16 protein-coding genes are annotated in these 17317 nt (G+C 68.9%); 8 read left to right on the forward strand and 8 right to left on the reverse strand.

Annotated elements, in window-relative coordinates:
- Positions 1–12: 12 nt before the first annotated feature.
- The 3 genes from ACGF7Y_RS19130 to ACGF7Y_RS19140 all read right to left on the reverse strand — a co-directional run bounded on the left by ACGF7Y_RS19130 (position 13) and on the right by ACGF7Y_RS19140 (position 1937).
- Complete coding sequence (locus ACGF7Y_RS19130) at positions 13–1059, reverse strand: sulfate ABC transporter substrate-binding protein (RefSeq protein WP_393235515.1); 1047 nt, start codon at positions 1057–1059, stop codon at positions 13–15.
- Between the two features lie 207 nt (positions 1060–1266).
- Positions 1267–1356, reverse strand: a complete 90-nt coding sequence (locus tag ACGF7Y_RS19135) for an Ms4533A family Cys-rich leader peptide (protein WP_312038717.1) — start codon at positions 1354–1356, stop codon at positions 1267–1269.
- Between the two features lie 302 nt (positions 1357–1658).
- On the reverse strand, positions 1659–1937 hold the full coding sequence (locus ACGF7Y_RS19140) for a hypothetical protein (protein WP_393235518.1): 279 nt from the start codon (positions 1935–1937) through the stop codon (positions 1659–1661).
- Positions 1938–2049: 112 nt separating this feature from the next.
- On the opposite strand from ACGF7Y_RS19140, the gene ACGF7Y_RS19145 reads away from it, so the two are divergent.
- Positions 2050–4050: a glycoside hydrolase family 15 protein gene (locus ACGF7Y_RS19145; protein ID WP_393235521.1), complete on the forward strand. Its 2001-nt coding sequence runs from the start codon at positions 2050–2052 to the stop codon at positions 4048–4050.
- A gap of 61 nt (positions 4051–4111) precedes the next feature.
- Here ACGF7Y_RS19145 and ACGF7Y_RS19150 read toward each other — a convergent pair whose 3' ends face one another.
- Both ACGF7Y_RS19150 and ACGF7Y_RS19155 read right to left on the reverse strand, forming a co-directional pair.
- The gene (locus ACGF7Y_RS19150; protein WP_393235523.1) at positions 4112–5917 is read right to left on the reverse strand and encodes a dynamin family protein; all 1806 of its coding nucleotides are present in this window, start codon (positions 5915–5917) and stop codon (positions 4112–4114) included.
- 82 nt (positions 5918–5999) lie between these two features.
- Positions 6000–8201, reverse strand: coding sequence for a hypothetical protein (locus ACGF7Y_RS19155; RefSeq protein WP_393235526.1), 2202 nt, complete (start codon positions 8199–8201; stop codon positions 6000–6002).
- A gap of 431 nt (positions 8202–8632) precedes the next feature.
- Here ACGF7Y_RS19155 and ACGF7Y_RS19160 point away from each other — a divergent pair, with 431 nt between their 5' ends.
- Positions 8633–9325 (forward strand): response regulator transcription factor, encoded by a 693-nt coding sequence (locus ACGF7Y_RS19160; protein WP_393235529.1) that lies wholly within the window; start codon positions 8633–8635, stop codon positions 9323–9325.
- Entirely contained in the window at positions 9322–10569 is a 1248-nt protein-coding gene (locus tag ACGF7Y_RS19165; RefSeq protein WP_393235531.1) for a sensor histidine kinase, read from the forward strand. Before ACGF7Y_RS19160 ends, ACGF7Y_RS19165 begins: the two co-directional genes overlap by 4 nt.
- A gap of 4 nt (positions 10570–10573) precedes the next feature.
- Here ACGF7Y_RS19165 and lepA read toward each other — a convergent pair whose 3' ends face one another.
- On the reverse strand, positions 10574–12475 hold the full coding sequence (gene lepA / locus ACGF7Y_RS19170; protein ID WP_391467412.1) for a translation elongation factor 4: 1902 nt from the start codon (positions 12473–12475) through the stop codon (positions 10574–10576).
- A 323-nt stretch (positions 12476–12798) separates the two neighbouring features.
- Between lepA and ACGF7Y_RS19175 the strand changes: the two genes are divergently transcribed.
- From ACGF7Y_RS19175 to ACGF7Y_RS19185, 3 genes are read left to right on the forward strand one after another with little or no spacing between them, the layout of a single operon-like run.
- Positions 12799–12990: a hypothetical protein gene (locus ACGF7Y_RS19175; protein WP_393235535.1), complete on the forward strand. Its 192-nt coding sequence runs from the start codon at positions 12799–12801 to the stop codon at positions 12988–12990.
- A gap of 57 nt (positions 12991–13047) precedes the next feature.
- Positions 13048–13599 carry a type II toxin-antitoxin system PemK/MazF family toxin gene (locus ACGF7Y_RS19180; RefSeq protein WP_393235538.1) on the forward strand — a complete coding sequence of 184 codons (552 nt, stop codon included), beginning with the start codon at positions 13048–13050 and terminating at the stop codon, positions 13597–13599.
- 14 nt (positions 13600–13613) lie between these two features.
- Positions 13614–14009: a DUF5360 family protein gene (locus ACGF7Y_RS19185; protein ID WP_393235541.1), complete on the forward strand. Its 396-nt coding sequence runs from the start codon at positions 13614–13616 to the stop codon at positions 14007–14009.
- Between the two features lie 46 nt (positions 14010–14055).
- Here ACGF7Y_RS19185 and ACGF7Y_RS19190 read toward each other — a convergent pair whose 3' ends face one another.
- The gene (locus ACGF7Y_RS19190) at positions 14056–14844 is read right to left on the reverse strand and encodes an aquaporin (RefSeq protein WP_040865531.1); all 789 of its coding nucleotides are present in this window, start codon (positions 14842–14844) and stop codon (positions 14056–14058) included.
- Positions 14845–15445: 601 nt separating this feature from the next.
- On the opposite strand from ACGF7Y_RS19190, the gene rpsT reads away from it, so the two are divergent.
- Both rpsT and ACGF7Y_RS19200 read left to right on the forward strand, forming a co-directional pair.
- A complete protein-coding gene (rpsT, locus tag ACGF7Y_RS19195) occupies positions 15446–15706 on the forward strand; it encodes a 30S ribosomal protein S20 (RefSeq protein WP_040865530.1) in 261 nt (86 codons plus the stop codon).
- A gap of 175 nt (positions 15707–15881) precedes the next feature.
- Positions 15882–16130 (forward strand): hypothetical protein, encoded by a 249-nt coding sequence (locus tag ACGF7Y_RS19200; protein WP_393235545.1) that lies wholly within the window; start codon positions 15882–15884, stop codon positions 16128–16130.
- A gap of 7 nt (positions 16131–16137) precedes the next feature.
- Here ACGF7Y_RS19200 and ACGF7Y_RS19205 read toward each other — a convergent pair whose 3' ends face one another.
- Complete coding sequence (locus ACGF7Y_RS19205) at positions 16138–17193, reverse strand: helix-turn-helix transcriptional regulator (protein WP_393235548.1); 1056 nt, start codon at positions 17191–17193, stop codon at positions 16138–16140.
- Positions 17194–17317: the final 124 nt, after the last annotated feature.

Raw genomic sequence — 17317 nt, forward strand, 5'->3', positions numbered from 1 at the left:
GGGGTCACCCGGTCACTTGGTCGCGTTGTCGTAGATCACGGCGACCGAGCCGGTGTTCGGAGTGAACAGCTCCTTGTCCACGGTCTTCCAGCCGCCGAGGTCGGCGATCGTCCACAGCTTCTGCGGGGTCGGGAAGTCCTTGGCGTAGTCGGCGGCGATCTTCGGGTCGACCGGACGGAAACCCGCGGCGGCCCAGGCCTGCTGGCCCTCGGCGGTGAACAGGAAGTCGCGGAAGGCCACGGCCTTCTGCTGGTTCTTGCTGTTCTTCAGCACCGCGACCGGGTTCTCGATCTTGAACGTGACCGGCGGGACGATGTGCTCGATCGGGTCGCCGTTGCGCTCGGCGAAGATCGCCTCGTTCTCGTAGCTCAGCAGCACGTCACCGGTGCCCTGCAGGAAGGTCTCGGTCGCCTCGCGGCCGGACTTGGGCTGCACCTTCACGTGGTCCTTGGAGACCAGCTTGCTCAGGTAGTCCAGGCCCGCCTGCGGGTTCTTGCCGCCGTCGCTCTTGGCCGCGTACGGCGCGAGCAGGTTCCACTTGGCCGAACCGGAGCTGAACGGGTTCGGGGTGACCACCTCGATGCCCGGCTTCAGCAGGTCGTCCCAGTCCTTGACGCCCTTCGGGTTGCCCTTGCGCACGACGATCGTGACCACCGAACCGAACGGGATGCCCTTGGTGGCGTCGGCGTTCCAGCTCGCGTCCACCAGGCCCGCGTCGACCAGACGGGTGACGTCCGGTTCGACCGAGAAGTTGACGATGTCGGCCTCGGCCCCGTCCTTCACCTTGCGGGACTGGTCTCCGGAGGCGCCGTAGGACTGCTGGATCTGGACGCCCTTGCCCTGCTCGGTCTTGTTGAACTCGGGGATCACCTTGTCGAAGCCGGGCTTCGGCACGGCGTAGGCATAGAGGTTGAGCGTGCCGCCGCTGCCGTCCGCGCGGTCTCCTCCGGTCGTGTCGCTGGCTCCGCCGCCGCACGCGGTTAGCGCGACCGCCGCGAGTGCGGCGAGGGCAACGGCGCTGTAGCGTCGACGCGGCGAAAGCCAAGATTTGCGAGCCATCGAAGTGGACCTTTCCTGCGGACCGCCAGTTGTCCGGTAATACATCGGTGGCGGCGACCATCTGTTTGATTCAGCAGACCTGCCGATCGGGCGATACGGCAGCGGCGCGACTAGCGGCCACAACGGGCCGTTGGGGAAGGGCAGGCACATCTGCGCAAAGCGCGCCGGTCTACTGGGAAACGAGACGCGGATGTGCCCGGTTGCCGATCAGCGACAGTAGATGTCCGCGACCGCGAGATCACCGACAGCAATCAACGCCAATTCATGGCGGACCTGCGGTACGGCGCTCGAAGACACGGGCAGACTTTATCAGAGCCGACGACGGAGTTCGAATCGAAGAGTCCCAGGAAGGGGGCGGTTTCATCCCGTGACCAACGGTCCCCGATCGGGTACGCGCCCAGTTCCACCGCATCAGTACCCCAGGTGGAGCGCCGTGCCGACCGCACAGCGCTGGTTACCTCGAGGTCACTGGGCCGGGTCGGACGTGGTGCTGCGCACACTGCCGGGATTGCGAGCCGACCTTCAGCGGGCGATCAACCAGGCGACGACGACGAGCACCAGCAGGGCGACGAGGGCGAGCTGAACCCGCGACCGAGGCATCAGCGCGCCCCGCTCTGCACCGGGGTGCGCTGCTCGGCCGCCTGCTCGGGTTCGAGCATCACCGGCGCGCCGGCCGGGGCCGGCCGCACCGGCGAAGGGTGGGCGCCGTACCGGCGATCCAGGATGCGCAGGACGGCGCGCAGCACGCGATCGAGCCCGTAGGCGATGGCGAAGCTGATCGGGACCATGCCGACGAGGACCACGAGGAACTGCGGAATGAACGGCAGCCCCGCGACCCACAGCTCGAAGCCGTCCCACCAACCTGCGATGCGATGCACGGCTCCAGCCTAGTCGGTTCGCCTTCCGGCTCCACGAGTCCGTCGGCCAGGGCGGCGCAGCCGGGAAGCCGCGCGGTGGACGCCGGGCGCCCATCGGCCCGAAGATTGGGGTATGGCGTCCTCCGATGACCTCACCCTCAACGACTCCGACGGCTTGCCGACGAACTTGCCCGAGCCGACGGGCTCGACCGATGCCCACCGTCACGGCGCCTACCCGCCGATCGACGACTACGCCTTCCTGTCCGACTGCGAGACCAGTTGCCTGATCGCCAGCAACGGCGCGGTGGAATGGATGTGTGTGCCGCGGCCGGATTCGCCGAGCATCTTCGGGGCGATCCTGGACCGCAGCGCGGGTCACTTCCGGGTCGGGCCGTACGGCGTCAACGTGCCGGCCGCCCGCCGCTACCTGCCCGGCGGGATGATCCTGGAGACCACCTGGCAGACCGGCACCGGCTGGCTGATCGTGCGCGACGCGCTGGTGCTCGGACGCTGGCACAACAACGACCAGCGCAGCAAGACCCATCGGCGCACTCCGATGGACTGGGATGCCGAGCATCTGCTGCTGCGCACAATAAAGTGCGTGAACGGCACGGTGGAACTCGAGATGAGTTGCGAGCCCGCGTTCGACTACCACCGAGCCAGCGCCCGCTGGGAGTACACCGGCAAGGTGTACGAGGAGGCGACCGCGGTGCGCAGCGACGACCCGAGCGCCGGGCCGACGCTGGTGCTCACCACGGATCTGCGCCTCGGGCTCGAGGGCCGGGAGGCGCGCGCCCGCACCAGGATGAAGGAGGGCGACGAGGTCTTCGTCGCACTGACCTGGTCGGAACTGCCCGCGCCGCGCACCTTCGACGAGGCCGCCGACAAGATGTGGCAGACCACCGAGTGCTGGCGCCAATGGATCACGCTCGGAAAGTTCCCCGACCACCCGTGGCGCAACTACTTGCAGCGCAGCGCGCTCACCCTCAAGGGCCTCACCTACGCCCCGACCGGCGCCCTCATGGCCGCTCCGACCACCTCCCTGCCGGAAACACCCGGCGGAGAGCGCAATTGGGACTATCGCTACACCTGGGTACGGGATTCCAGTTTCGCCCTGTGGGGTCTGTACACCCTCGGCCTGGACCGGGAGGCCGACGACTTCTTCGCCTTCCTCAACGACGCGGCCACCGGCGACAACGGCGAGCCCGTTCCGCTGCAAGTGCTCTACGGCATCGGCGGCGAACGGCAGCTCGACGAGATCATCCTCGACCATTTCGGCGGCTACGACCAGTCCCGGCCGGTGCGCATCGGCAACAACGCCTACAACCAGGATCAGCACGACATCTGGGGCACCATGCTCGACGCGGTGTACCTGCACGTGAAGTCGCGCCAGCAGGTGCCGGAGACCTTGTGGCCGCTGCTGGTCCGCCAGGTGCACGCCGCCATCGAGCACTGGAAGGAGCCCGACCGTGGCATCTGGGAGGTGCGCGGCGAGCCGCAGCACTTCACCTCGTCCAAGGTGATGTGCTGGGTCGCGCTGGATCGCGGCGCGAAGCTCGCCGAGCTGCACGGCCAGTTCGAGCACGCCGAGGAGTGGTACGCGATCGCGGAGGAGATCAAGGCCGACGTCCTGGCCAACGGCGTCAACTCCGAAGGTGTGTTCACCCAGGTCTACGGCGGCGACACCCTGGACGCCTCCCTGTTGCTGGTGGTGCTCACCCGTTTCCTGCCGCCCGAGGACGACCGCGTGCGCGCCACCGTGCTGGCCATCGCCGACCGGCTCACCGAGAACGGCTTGGTGCTGCGGTACCGGACCGAGACCACCGACGACGGCTTGAGCGGCACGGAAGGAGCGTTCACCATCTGCTCCTTCTGGCTGGTCTCCGCGCTGGTCGAGATCGGAGAGATCCAGCGGGCCCGGCACCTGTGCGAGCGACTGCTCGGCTTCGCCAGCCCGCTGCGGTTGTACGCCGAGGAGATCGATCCGCGCAGCGGCCGTCACCTCGGCAACTTTCCGCAGGCGTTCACCCACCTGGCGCTGATCAACGCCGTCACCCACGTGATCCGCGCCGAATCTTCCCGGCACGCCGGCCGATTCCAGCCCGCGCACACGCCACAGGGGCACCCGGTCTGAGATTGGGAGGCCTCGATCCGACACCTCAGGGGCACCCGGCCTGATCCCGGCCGGGAACGGCCTAGACGGAGACGAGTTCGTCGGCCTCCTCGCGCAGCGCGCGCAGTTTGCCGAGTCGCGCCTCGAGGTCGGCGATTCGTTCCGGCCTGCGGTCGCCGTACTTGCCGTAGTTCTCCTCGGCCGACCGCAGCGCGTCGTCCGCGGCGCGCGAGACCTCGGTGGCGATGTCGGTGAAGTGGTCGCGCAGCACCCGCTGCATGGCGCGCAAGCGATTGCGCGACTCCTTGCCGACCTGGAAGATCACGTCGTCCATCAGGCGGGCGACCGCGACCTTCGCCTCGGCGCGGCGACGCAGCTTGCGGTTCTTGCGGTCGTCCCACAGCGCGTTGACGCCCAGCAGCACGCCCGCGCCCGCCGAGTACCAGTTCACCAGCGACATGCCCAGCAGGCTGGTGGCCAGACCGACCATCAGGATACCGCCGTAGGAGCCGCGCAAACCGGTCAGGAATTGCTGGGTGACACCGGCTTTCGCGCTCTCCAGAGGCTCCAGCGGCTGCACCGTCTCGAGCACTTCCCCCGGGTTGGCCAAGCGCAGGTCCGGTAGCGGAGGGGTCCGGTTGTCGGCCGGGAACTTGGCGGCCACCTGCTCGCACAGCTCCATCGAGCGGTAATGCGCCACGGCGAAGTTCTCCTCGACCGCCTCGCAGATGCGCGCGTCCAGATCGGCGCCGAATTCCTTCCACCGGCGGGCCGGATCGGTCTGGGTGATCTCGGTCTCGGCGTCGCGGATCAGACTGCGCAGCCGGTGGCGCAGGTCGTGCTCGATGTCGGCCATCAGCTCTGTCGCGCCGTCGACCAGCGTGACCTGCCAGTTCGCGGTGCGCTGGCGCAGCTGGTCGGCCTCGTCGCGGGCGCGGGCCAGCTGATCGGTGATCTCGGCCCGTCGCCGCGGGTCGCGCAGCGCTTCGGCCTCGGTGCGCAGCGTCAGTGCGAGGTGGTCGCAGACCAGGCGGATGTCCTGGACCGCCGCTTCCAACGCCACCGCGTCCGCGCGGGCCACCACGTAGTCGCGCAGGTGATCGATCAGCTGCGGCACCCCGGATTCGATGTCGCGCTGGTAGTCACCGGTCAGCCCGGCCTGACGGTGCAGCTCGGCGGAGACCGGCGCCACCGCGAAGCCGAGTCCCGCGGCGTCCAGCAGTTCGCGGTTGCGCTGCTGGGTGCGCGACCAGTGCGGGAACACGTCGATCTTGTTCAGCACGCAGATCACGGTCGGGCAGATCTGCTGGATGCGCTCCAGTTCGGCGATCTGCTCCATGGTCAGCTCGGTACCGGCGTCATCGACGTAGAGCACGGCGTCGGCCGCGGCGATCATCGACCAAGTGGTGCGGTTGTCGCCCAGCGCACCCGGTGCGTCCATGACCACGACACCATCGGCGAGCAACGGGCTCGGCTGGGTGAACTCGGCGCGGACGACGCCCTGGGTGGCCAGCGCCGGACCGGGGTCGAGCGGGTCGACCGACTGGCGTTCGGTGCGGCCGTACTCGGTCTGCCGCACCAGCGTCGCGGTCGGTTCCGGCCCGTATTCGACGATCACCGGGACGCTCAGATCGCTGTTCGTCGCACTGACCGAGGCGCCGACCAGGCTGTTGACCAGCGTGCTCATGCCGTTCTTCGGATGGCCGACGACCACGAGCCGTACCCGGGGATCGCTCACCCTGGCGTGGACCATGCCCAACCGGCTGCCGAGGTCGTCGCGTCCCGCGGATCGGGCCGTCTCCCGCAGCTCGTCGAGTATTCGGATGAGCGGGGCCATCGCGTCCGGATGTTTCACGGTCGCAGCCTTCAGCCCGGCAGCGGCAGACAACCCTCCTCCTTACTCTCGGTGACTTTTCGTTCTGGTACCCCCTGCGTTCACTCCGCAGTCCTCGGAACCGCTCGCGGCCCGGCTACATCAATGAGATGTCCGACACATCCGATGTGTAGTGATGCGTTTCCGCCATCGCGGATTCCGGCAGCAAGGCGTTCGTGAGGCCGCCGCTCGAGGCCAGTGTCAGCGCGGAGTGATCGTAGGTGTGCCCGGCGACCGGAAAACCGGAATCGGCCGAGTGGTCCACCGTGAGCGGCGCCGAGATGCCGTGCGGCTTCGGGTCGATCACCTGGGGCTTGATCGGCGCCTGGGTGGGCGCGGGAGCGTTGAAGGTCGGCGCCGGAGTGTACGGCTCGACGGTGGGAGCGTGCGCGGGGGCGCTGTAGGTCGGCTGGTCCGGCGCGGTGTAGGTGGGCTGGTCCGGGGCCGTATACGTCGGCTGCGCCGGCCTGCTGACGGTCGGTACGTCGTCGGTCGGCAGGTGGTTGGTCGGCGGGGCGTCGTGCGAGGTGCCGCCGGTGCCGGGGCGGCCGGTGCCGCCGCCCGGTGTCGTCACGTCGTCGTCCGGAGTGGTCGGGGCATGCGGCGCCGGGGTCTGGGTGACCGTCGCGCCCGGAGTCTTGGTGGTCGGCCCGTCCGGCGCGGTGGTGATGCCGCCGTGCGGCACCGTGGTCGCGCCGGGGAGCTTCGTGACGTCGATATCCGGCGTCTTCGGCGCGGACGGGGCGGTGGCATCGCCCGGAACGCTCGGCGTCGGCGTGGTCTTCACGATCGTCGTCGGGAGCGTCACCGTCGACGCGGGCGGCTGGGTCGGATGAGTCGAATGGGACGGATGCGGGTCGGTCACCGGGGCGGGCTTCACCGCGGGCGTCGGGCGCACGGCGTCGAACAGCGCGGGGACGGCCGCCGCCGGAGCGGTCAGCACGGACGGCCCTTCCGGCGCGGCGAACACATTCGCGATCGGGGTCGAGGCGACATCGGGCTGGATCGTGGTCTGCAGCGGAGTGGCCGCGACGACCGGAGCGGCGGCGATTGCGGCGGGCGCGGGCGCCGGGGCGACGGCAGGAGCCACCGACGCGGCAGGCGCGACCGTAGCGGCGGGAGCGACCGGCGCCGAGGCCGCGAGCGGCTGCGCGACGCCCGCCGATTGCGCCGTGCCCGCCGACGAGGACTGCGTGACGCCGGAGGCCGCCGACGACTGCGTCGCGGACGAGCCCGGTGACGTGAGTCCACCGAGCAGTCCGGGATGGCCGGGCCCATGCGGTTCGGTGACCGGGTGATCGATGCCGTCCGGCACGTGGATGCCGTCGGCCAGCCAGTCGGTGTACTCGTCGAGCTGATCGCCGACGTGACCGACCGCCATATCGACCTTCATCTCGGAGGTGAAGTAGATCCCGTTCGGGCCGAGCCCGAAGTCGACCTGCCACTGCGTGCCGACGAAAGCCCCCAGATCGCTGCCCGCGCCGACGCCGTCGAACGGATCGTCCGCCGTCGGCGCCGCGCCGACGGCGCTGTTTCCGGGCAGGTCGAAGACGGTGGAGCCGGGCGCGACGAAGCCGTTCGAGCCGGGCAGGCCGAACCCGTGCCCGGCTTGGCCGAGTCCGTGGCCGGGCAGGCCGAACCCGTGGCCGCCGGGTGCGTCGACATCGTTCGCCGCCTCGGACCGGACGCCGGGCAACGAGAAGCCGTGGGACGCGTTGCCCTCGGTCCCCGGAATGGTCAATCCGGATTCGGAACCACCGTCCGTGCCGGGGATGCCGCCGAGCCCGGGGACACCGCCTCCGGAGTGTCCGGGCAATTGCATCCCGTGTGCGCCGGACTCGCCGCCGGGCAGCGTCGGCAGCGGCATTCCGGCGTCGGTACCGCTGTAGTCGCCGAGCGAGGGCAGCGATCCCGCGGGGCTTGCGCCGGTGCCGGGCAAGGTGAACCCGGGGGCCGGGTTGACCGGCCCGGGGGCCGGATTCCCATGGGCGACCGGGCTGTTGGTGCCGTGCGAGGAGAACGGCGCGGGCTCGACGACCGGGTCCGGGAAGGTGATCACCGGGCTCGGCTGATCGGGATCGGGATCGGTGCTGTGCGCCCAGCCGGTGTGCCAGCTGTCGAGGCGGGATTCGCCCGGTTGCGCGGGGACGCCGCCGCCGTTGGCGGCCACCAAGGCGCCTCCGGTGACATAGGCGCCCGCTCGCGCGACCCGTGCGACGCCGGTGGCCACCCGGTAGGCGGTGTCGCCTGCGCGGTCGGCGCCTTCGGTGTCGTCGTCGAAGGGCAGATCACGCGTCATAGAAACTCCACTCTCGATTGTCCAGCATCCTCACCGCGCCGGTCCGACCGAGTGAAGATCACCCCAACAGTATTTCGGGAATACTCGCCTGTCACATTCTCCAGGACTGGAGAGAATGCCACTGTGGTGAGCAACACAACCCTGCCATCCGAATTACCGGATCGGAAGCCCCATTTCCGATGGCCTTTCGGACCGCGCACAGTCTCCGATACGCACCCTCACCAGGGCCGATCGCATCGTCGCCTGCGGCGGCGGACACGCCGGGAAAAACTAATGGAACTCTAAGAGTTGCCGAAGGAGTGCTGAAGATCCGCTCCGTACCGTCGAATTCGATGAAACAGCCGTTCGGCAGCATCGACGCACGGGAGAGGCGGACAGTGGGCGCAGCAACGCGAACCCGCCATCTCAGACTGTGGGATTAGATTGACATCATGGCCGGACAACGAATCTTGGTCGTGGACGACGAGGTTCGCGTCCTCGCGTCGCTGCGGAGGGGACTGGAGCTCTCCGATTTCGAGGTCGTCACCGCGGCCGACGGCGCCGAGGCGCTGAGTATGGTCCGCGCCACCACGCCCGACGCGATGGTCCTGGACGTCAACATGCCCGAACTCGACGGTGTCGGCGTGGTCACCGCGCTGCGGGCGATGGGCAACGACATACCGATCTGCGTGCTCAGCGCGCGCACCGCGGTCAGCGACCGGATCGCCTGCCTGGAGCGCGGCGCCGACGACTACCTCACCAAGCCGTTCGATCTGGGCGAGCTCGTCGCCCGGTTGAACGCGCTGCTGCGGCGCAGGCAGAAACCGGCGCCGCGGCCCGAGGAGGTGCGCACGGTCGGGCGGGTACGGATCGACCCGGCCGGGCACCGGGTGCTGGCCGAGGGCAGGCCGGTGGAGCTGACGAAGCGGGAATTCGAGGTGCTCGCCCTGCTCGCCGAGCACATCGGCGTCGTGCTCGGCCGCGAGCAGATCCTGTCCGCCGTGTGGGGATACGACTTCCCCACCGACACCAACGTCGTCGACGTGTTCGTCTCCTACCTGCGGCGCAAGCTGGAGGCGGACGGCGTGCCCCGGGTGCTGCACACCGTGCGCGGCGTCGGCTTCGTCCTCCGGGAGGAACCATGAGCAGGTCACCGTCGCTGCGCACCCGGGTAGCCGTCGTGTCGGGGGTGGTCGCGGCGCTGGTCACGCTCACCTTGACGATCACCTTCGCCACCCTGCTCGGCGCCACCGGCGAACGTCAGCTGGACCAGACCGTCTCGTCGATGGCGGTGCGGATCGCCGCGCCCCCCGAAGCGGCTCCCGCACCACCGTCCGCGGCCACGCTGTCTCCCGAACAGGCGCCCGCGGACGCGCGGCGGCCGGGCGTGCCCGCCGACGCCGCGATCACCCGGGTCGACGGGTTACCCGGCGTGCTGGTCGCGCTCGATCCCGATCGCGATGTCGTGGAGGCGGCCATTCATCGCAGTCAGCGCATCGGGCTCGGCATCGGGGTGGCGGGCGCGTTGCTGGCCGCCCTGCTCGGCTGGTTCCTGGCCGGATTCGCCGCCCGCCCGCTGCGCCGTCTGGCCGATGCCACCCACCGCATCGACACCTTGGAGGAACTGCCGCCGCTGTCCGGCCGCGGCGCACGGGAAGCCGAGGAACTCTCCGACGCGATCACCCGCATGCTCACCCGGCTGGAAGCCGCCCACCGCGCCACCCAGCGAGCGCTGACCGGCGCACGCGACTTCGCCGCGGTCTGCGCGCACGAGTTGCGCACGCCGCTCACGGCTTTGCGTACCGACCTGCAGGTCCTGGCCACCAAGGAGATTCCGGACCAGCAGCGCGGCGCGATCATGTCCGAGGTACTCCTCGCCGAACAGCAGATCGAGAACACGCTGACCGACCTCGAACGCCTCGCGGTCGGCGAACTCACCGGCCCGGACATCTTCGAGCCGTTCGACCTCTGCGACGTGCTGGACCGGGCGGTGCACGACGCACGACGCAGGCACCCGGGGGTGCGGGTGGAGCTCACCGAATGCGCTCCGGTCACGGTGACCGGTTCGCCCGGCGGCGTCGGGCTCATCGTCACGAATGCCGTCGCCAACGCCGTGCAACACGGCCGGGCCGAAACCGTCACCGTCAGCGTCCGATCCGGCCCGGAGGACATCGTGGAGATCCACGTCGACGACGACGGCCGCGGCATCCCCGAGGCGCTGCGCGCAGACGCCTTCGACCGTTTCGTCAAAGGCCCCGGCTCCCCCGGCTCCGGACTCGGCCTGGCCCTGGTCCGCCAGCAAGCCGAATTACATTCCGGCACTGCCGAACTCGACGAAAGCCCGCTGGGCGGAGCGCGCCTGCGCGTCCGGCTGCGCGCGGCGGGCTAGCCGCCTACTTCTTGTCCTTCGGCTTGTCCGAAGCGGCATCGGAGGACAGCGCGGCCACGAAGGCTTCCTGCGGGACGTCGACGCGGCCGATCGTCTTCATCCGCTTCTTGCCCTCCTTCTGCTTCTCCAGCAGCTTGCGCTTACGACTGATGTCACCGCCGTAGCACTTGGCCAGCACGTCCTTGCGGATGGCGCGGATGTTCTCGCGAGCGATGATCTTCGACCCGATCGCGGCCTGGATCGGCACCTCGAACTGCTGGCGGGGGATCAGCTCGCGCAGCTTGGTGGTCATCTTGTGGCCGTAGGCCTGCGCCGCGTCGCGGTGCACGATCGCGCTGAACGCGTCCACCGCCTCGCCCTGCAACAGGATGTCCACCTTCACCAGCTGCGACTCCTGCTCGCCCGACTCCTCGTAGTCGAGGCTCGCGTAGCCGCGGGTGCGCGACTTCAACGAGTCGAAGAAGTCGAAGATGATCTCCGCCATCGGCATCGTGTAGCGCAGCTCGACGCGCGTCTCGGAGAGGTAGTCCATGCCGCCGAGCTCGCCGCGGCGGGACTGGCACAGCTCCATGATCGAACCGATGAACTCGCTCGGCGAGATGATGGTGCACTTCACGACCGGCTCGTACACCGTCTTGACCTTGCCCTCCGGCCAGTACGAGGGGTTGGTGACCACGTGCTCGGCGCCGTCCTCCATCTCCACCCGGTACACCACATTCGGCGCGGTCGAGATGAGGTCCAGATCGAACTCGCGCTGCAGGCGCTCGCGCGTGATCTCCATGTGCAGCAGGCCGAGGAAGCCGCAGCGGAAACCGAACCCCAGCGCCACCGACGTCTCCGGCGTGTAGGTCAGTGCGGCGTCGTTGAGCTGCAGTTTCTCCAGCGCGTCGCGTAGGTCCGGGTAGTCGGAGCCGTCCACCGGGTAGAGGCCGGAGTACACCATCGGGCGCGGCTCGCGGTACCCGGTGAGCGGTTCGCTCGCGCCGCCGCGCGCGCCGGTCACCGTGTCGCCGACCTTGGACTGACGTACGTCCTTCACGCCCGTGATGAGATAGCCGACCTCGCCGACGCCGAGACCCTGGGTCGGCTTCGGCTCGGGCGAGACGATGCCGATCTCCAGCAGCTCGTGGGTGGCGCCGGTGGACATCATCTTGATCTTCTCGCGCGGGGTCAGCTTGCCGTCCACCACACGGACGTAGGTGACCACGCCGCGGTAGGTGTCGTAGACCGAGTCGAAGATCATCGCGCGGGCGGGCGCGTCGGCTTCGCCGACCGGCGGCGGGACCTGCGCGATCACCTGGTCGAGCAGATCGGTCACGCCCTCACCGGTCTTGCCGGAGACGCGCAGCACGTCCGACGGGTCGCAGCCGACGATGTGCGCCAGCTCGGCGGCGTAGCGGTCCGGGTCCGCGGCGGGCAGGTCGATCTTGTTCAGCACCGGGATGACCGTCAGGTCCTTGTCCAGCGCCAGGTACAGGTTGGCCAGCGTCTGCGCCTCGATGCCCTGCGCGGCGTCGACCAGCAGGATCGCGCCCTCACACGCCTCCAAGGCGCGCGACACCTCGTAGGTGAAGTCCACGTGACCCGGTGTGTCGATGAGGTGCAGCACGAAATCGGTGCCCGCGTGCTCTCCGGTCCGGGGCTTCCAGGGCAGCCGCACGTTCTGGGCCTTGATGGTGATGCCGCGTTCGCGCTCGATATCCATCCGGTCCAGGTACTGGGCACGCATCTGCCGCTCCTCGACCACACCGGTCAGTTGCAGCATCCGGTCGGCCAGCGTCGACTTGCCGTGGTCGATGTGCGCGATGATGCAGAAGTTCCGGATCCGGGCGGGATCGGTGAACGTCGTGTCGGCGAAGCTGGCGGGCACTCCACTCCTCATGGGTATCGGCAAACTGCCGTCCATCGTCCCATGATGCTGTGTTGGTTTTTGCAGCGCCTGCGGCGCTGCGTGTTCGCGGCCCCGGGAAGTCTCGCGTTCGAGCGACCGAGACTCGCGACTGCGCCGCCTGCGCTTCGGTCACTCGAACCCGAGACGGGCCGCGAACGGTGCTCGTAAGACGCTGTGTTGGTTTTTGCAGCGCCTGCGGCGCTGCGTGTTCGCGGCCCCGGGAAGTCTCGGGTTCGAGCGACCGAGACTCGCGACTGCGCCGCCTGCGCTTCGGTCACTCGAACCCGAGACGGGCCGCGAACGGTGCTCGTAAGACTCGCACTCGACGGGGGAGGGGTGTGGTCGCGCGGAGGGCTCGCGACGTCGCCGCCGCCGGGCGCACCCTGCTGCTCTCGGCGGTGATCATCGCCATCAGCCTCGGCACACTGGTCGTCTTCCGCGACGGGCAGCGGAGCGGGGATTTCGTCCGCTCGGTAGCGGATGGGCCGCATGTCCGACTCCATGGGCGGTTCGGGTCGTCGACGCCCTGACGACACAACGGATCCCACGCGGGTGAGAAGCGGCGGGTGCGCCGTTATTCTCCAGAGATGGCCCGAAGTTGGAACACCCTCGGCAAGCAGATCGGTCTGATCGCCAAACAACAGGGTCCCAAGATCGTCAAGCAGCAGCGGCCCGGGCTGGTCGACCGGCTGGTGGGGTCGCTGGCCCAGCGGCGCGCGACCGGTGTCGCGGTGCGGCCCGCCGCGTCCAGGCCGGTTCCGACCGCGGAGCGGGCCCGGCAGATCGTCTACTCGCCGCAATTGGACGGCCGTGCCGATCCCGGGGAAATCGTCTGGACCTGGGTGCCGTTCGAAGAGGATCCGAGCAACGGCAAGGACCGGCCGGTGCTGGTGGTCGGCCGCGACCGGCGCACGCTGCTGGGCCTGATGCTGTCGTCGAATCCGGAACGCGCTTACGACCGCGACTGGATCGGCATCGGCAGCGGGGCGTGGGACCACGACGGCCGCCCCAGTTGGGTGCGGCTCGATCGGGTGCTCGACGTGCCGGAGGCGGGCATCCGCCGGGAGGGCGCGATCCTGCCACGCAAGACCTTCGATCTGGTCGCCCACCGGCTCTGCGCCGAATACGCCTGGCACTGACGAGCATGTTTCGCGTGCTCGGGCCGACCAAGATCGCCATGCTTGTCACCGACATCGGTTTCCTGCTCTACTGGGCGATCGCGTTCGCCCAGGTGATCCCACCCGAATGGGCCTACAAGGACTACACAGACCCGATCCTCAGCGACTGGAACTACTCGTTCGTCGTCCTGGACCTGGCCGCGAGCGCCACCGGTCTGGCGAGCCTGGCCCGTACACCGGGCCGGCACACCCTGATGACCGTTTCGCTGACCCTGACCAGCGTGGCCGGGCTGCAAGCCCTCGCCTTCTGGACGCTGCGCGGCGATTTCAGCCCACTGTGGTGGGCGCCCAACCTCTTCCTGCTGCTGTTCCCCCTCCCGGCCTTGGTCACCTCGGTATGCGACGGGCCGCGGGAGCGCACGGCCGGCTGACGGTCGCGGCCGCGTCTTCGATCGGGCCGGGCGACCGCCGACCGGGTCAGGAGATCATCTCCCGGGAACGGCCGTACAGCAGGCCGTACAGCAGCGCACCGAGGGCGCCGCCGATCAGCGGGAAGACGATGAACGCCCAGACCTGTCCCATCGCACCGTCCTGGTAGGGCGCCACGGCGAGACTGCGGGCCGGGTTGACCGAGGTGTTGTCCACCGGAATCGACACCAGATGGATCACCGCCAGCGTGACGCCGATGGACAGCCCGGCCAGCGGCACGTCGGAGATCTGGTCGGTGGAGGACAGCACCACGAAGACCAGCAGCGCCGTCAGCATCACCTCGACGATGATCATGGCGGCCACCCCGTACCCGTTCTGCACCACCACCTCGCCGAGCGGTCCCCGGATCGCCGAAGGACTGTGCTTGCCCCACCCGTTCGCGCCGAGCCCGTCGACCGGCCGATCGTAGGACGGCAGGTTCTTGGCCAATGCGAAGAGCACGAGTCCGGCGAGGAGTCCGCCGATCAGTTGCGAGATCACATATCCCGCCGCGGACACGCCGCTGAGCCGGCCGAGCAGCAGATGCCCCACGGTCACCGCCGGGTTGACGTGACAGCCGGAGATGGGCCCGATCGAATAGACCAGGAACATCAGCGACAGGCCGAAGCCGAGCGCGACGCCCAGCGGCCCGACCTTCTCCCCCGCCAGCACCGCGGTGCCGACGCCACCGATGACCAGGACGAAGGTGCCGAGCGCCTCGGCGCCCCATTTCTTGCTCTCGGGAATCGGTTTGTTCTCGACAGCCTCTTCGACTACTTCCTGGGCCGTTGGAGACATCTGTCCACCTTCCGCGTTCCAGACCTGCGCTCGGACTAGTCGTGGTACCGCTTCGACAACAGAGCCGCTCGAAGAGCAACGGTTGCTCTGAGGACGCTACGCGAGTCGAGTGATCTCTACAACGACTTCGGGGTCCGCCGAGCCGCCCCTGGAGAAGAGAGCAGCAACAGCGGAACGTCGGCGTTGCTCGAGGGCGGTCTCAAGGAAAAATACTGGTCGACAAGGGTGATGCTCCCGGTCACGCCGGGCCGACACCGAAGTCTCGGCATCGTCGGGAGCGTGCCGGGCAACGAGGTAGCCAGAAATACACCACGTCAGGGGTACCAGCTGCGCGGCAGCATGCCGGGCGCACGGCTGCGATGCCCTCTGGAGCGCAGGTAGAGGCCCGCAGCACGAACCCGTGCCGGACGGAAGCCCGACCGCCCGACGGGCGATTACCCGAGCGGCGGCTGTCCGACCGGTCGAGTGTCGATTTCGTGCCCAGGACGGCGACTGGTAACCTCGACCTTCGGCGCTGCGTTACCCGTCCACCTCGGGTATGTCGCGCGCTCGACGAACTTTCCCAGGACAGACCAACCAGACAGGAACACGAGGAACCGGCGTGGCCAACATCAAGTCCCAGCTGAAGCGGATCCGCACCAACGAGGCGGCGCGCAAGCGCAACCAGTCGGTCAAGTCCGCGTTGCGCACCGCCATCCGCAGCTTCCGCGAGGCCGCGGCCTCCGGCGACAAGGACGCCGCTGCGGAGCGCCTCCAGTTCGCCAGCCGGAAGCTGGACAAGGCCGCCTCGAAGGGTGTCATCCACGCGAACCAGGCCGCCAACAAGAAGTCGGCCCTGTCGCTGGCCTTCAACAAGCTCTGATCCACCCGGTACCGCACGCCGGTACCGTGCTCGTGCTGTGACGCAGCCGCCGTGGCCTCGACGACCACGGCGGCTTTTGTCGTGCCCAGATGGCAACAGTGCCCCTCGCTCTTTCTACCTGGGGTTTCGAGATTCGGCCCGCGCCGAGTCAGAGGTTCCAGCTACCATTCCGCGCATGGTAACCGTGTATGCCAATCAGACGGTCGTTCGCGCCGAGGATCTGCCGGATGTGATCCGCGCGGCCGAGGTGCTCGGCTTCGGACTGAAGATCGAGAATGTGCTCGTTCCCGACGACGACGGCGGTTACTCGTTGGAGTGGATCGTCACGCGCGACGAGGACGTGCCTGCCTACGAGGAGTGGGACGGCCGCTACGAGGACGCGGACGACGATGGTGAACTGATCCTGAGTTCCTCCGGGGAATAGCCCCTGGTCACGACGCGTCCAGAGCGGCGACCAGCCGGTCGAGCGCCGCCTGGGAATCGGTGTCGACGGCGCGGTAGATGACGATCCGCTGGTCGGGATCCTGCACGGGAATCAGCACCTCGTAGCTGACGACCAGCGGACCCACCAGCGGATGCCGCAGCGGCTTGTTCCCCCGTCCCTGCACCCGCACGTCGTGGCGGGCCCACGCCTGCTCGAACTCCGGACTGTACGCGGTGAACTCGGCGATCAGGTCGGCCAATGCGCGGTCGTCCGGGTGCGCGGCCCATGCCGCGCGCAGATCCGCGATGCCCTCACGGATGACGCGTTCGCGCTCGACATAGAAATCCCGCATGCTCGGGTCGAGCAGGCACAACCACATGGAGTTTCGCTGCCGCTCCGGTAGCGCGCCGAAATCGGTGATCAACGCCGCCATCTCCCGATTCCAGGCCAGGATGTCGTAGCGGTGGTTCACCAGCATCGCGGGCAGCGGCGACAGATCACGCACCAGCATGGCCAGGGCGGGCGCCGGGGCGGTGCTCGGCTTGCCGTGGTCCGGCTGCCGCTGGAGCGCCAGATCGAACAGATAGGCGCGCTCGTCGTCGTTCAGGCACAGTGCCCGCGCCAGCGCGTTGAGCACCTCCACCGACGGACGCAGGCCGCGCCCCTGCTCCAGCCGCACGATGTAGTCGGTGCTCACGCCCGCGAGTTCGGCGACCTCTTCCCGCCGCAGCCCCGGTGTCCGGCGTGCCTGCCTGCGCTGCGGCAAGCCGAGATCCTCCGGCGTCAACCGCTCCCGGCGGGCCCGCAGGAAGGCGCCCATCTCCTGCACTCGATCCGCGCTGCCGCGACCTGCGCGGTTGCCGGGAGTGCCGCCGCCGGAGGCATCGCGGCGCCGAGTCGGATCCGCCGCGCTCTCGGGCTGTCCGTGACTACGTGGGCCGCCGCCGGACCCGACGTCGCGGCGCTGAGTCGAATCCGCGCCGTTCCCGGGCCCGCCTTGGGTACGCGAGCTACCGCCGGGCCCGAGCTCGCGGCGCTGGGTGGAGTTCACCGTGCCAGTCATCACCGTCGATCCTACGGCTGACTAGGACTGGCCTTCCCAGGATGAAGCTTCCCTTACTCGGCTTCGCGCGCCGTTGAAAACTGGCTATCGACAACACGGCATCGCGAATCACAAGGAGCTGGAC

The organism is Nocardia sp. NPDC047654, from assembly GCF_043205035.1.
GTDB lineage: Bacteria > Actinomycetota > Actinomycetes > Mycobacteriales > Mycobacteriaceae > Nocardia.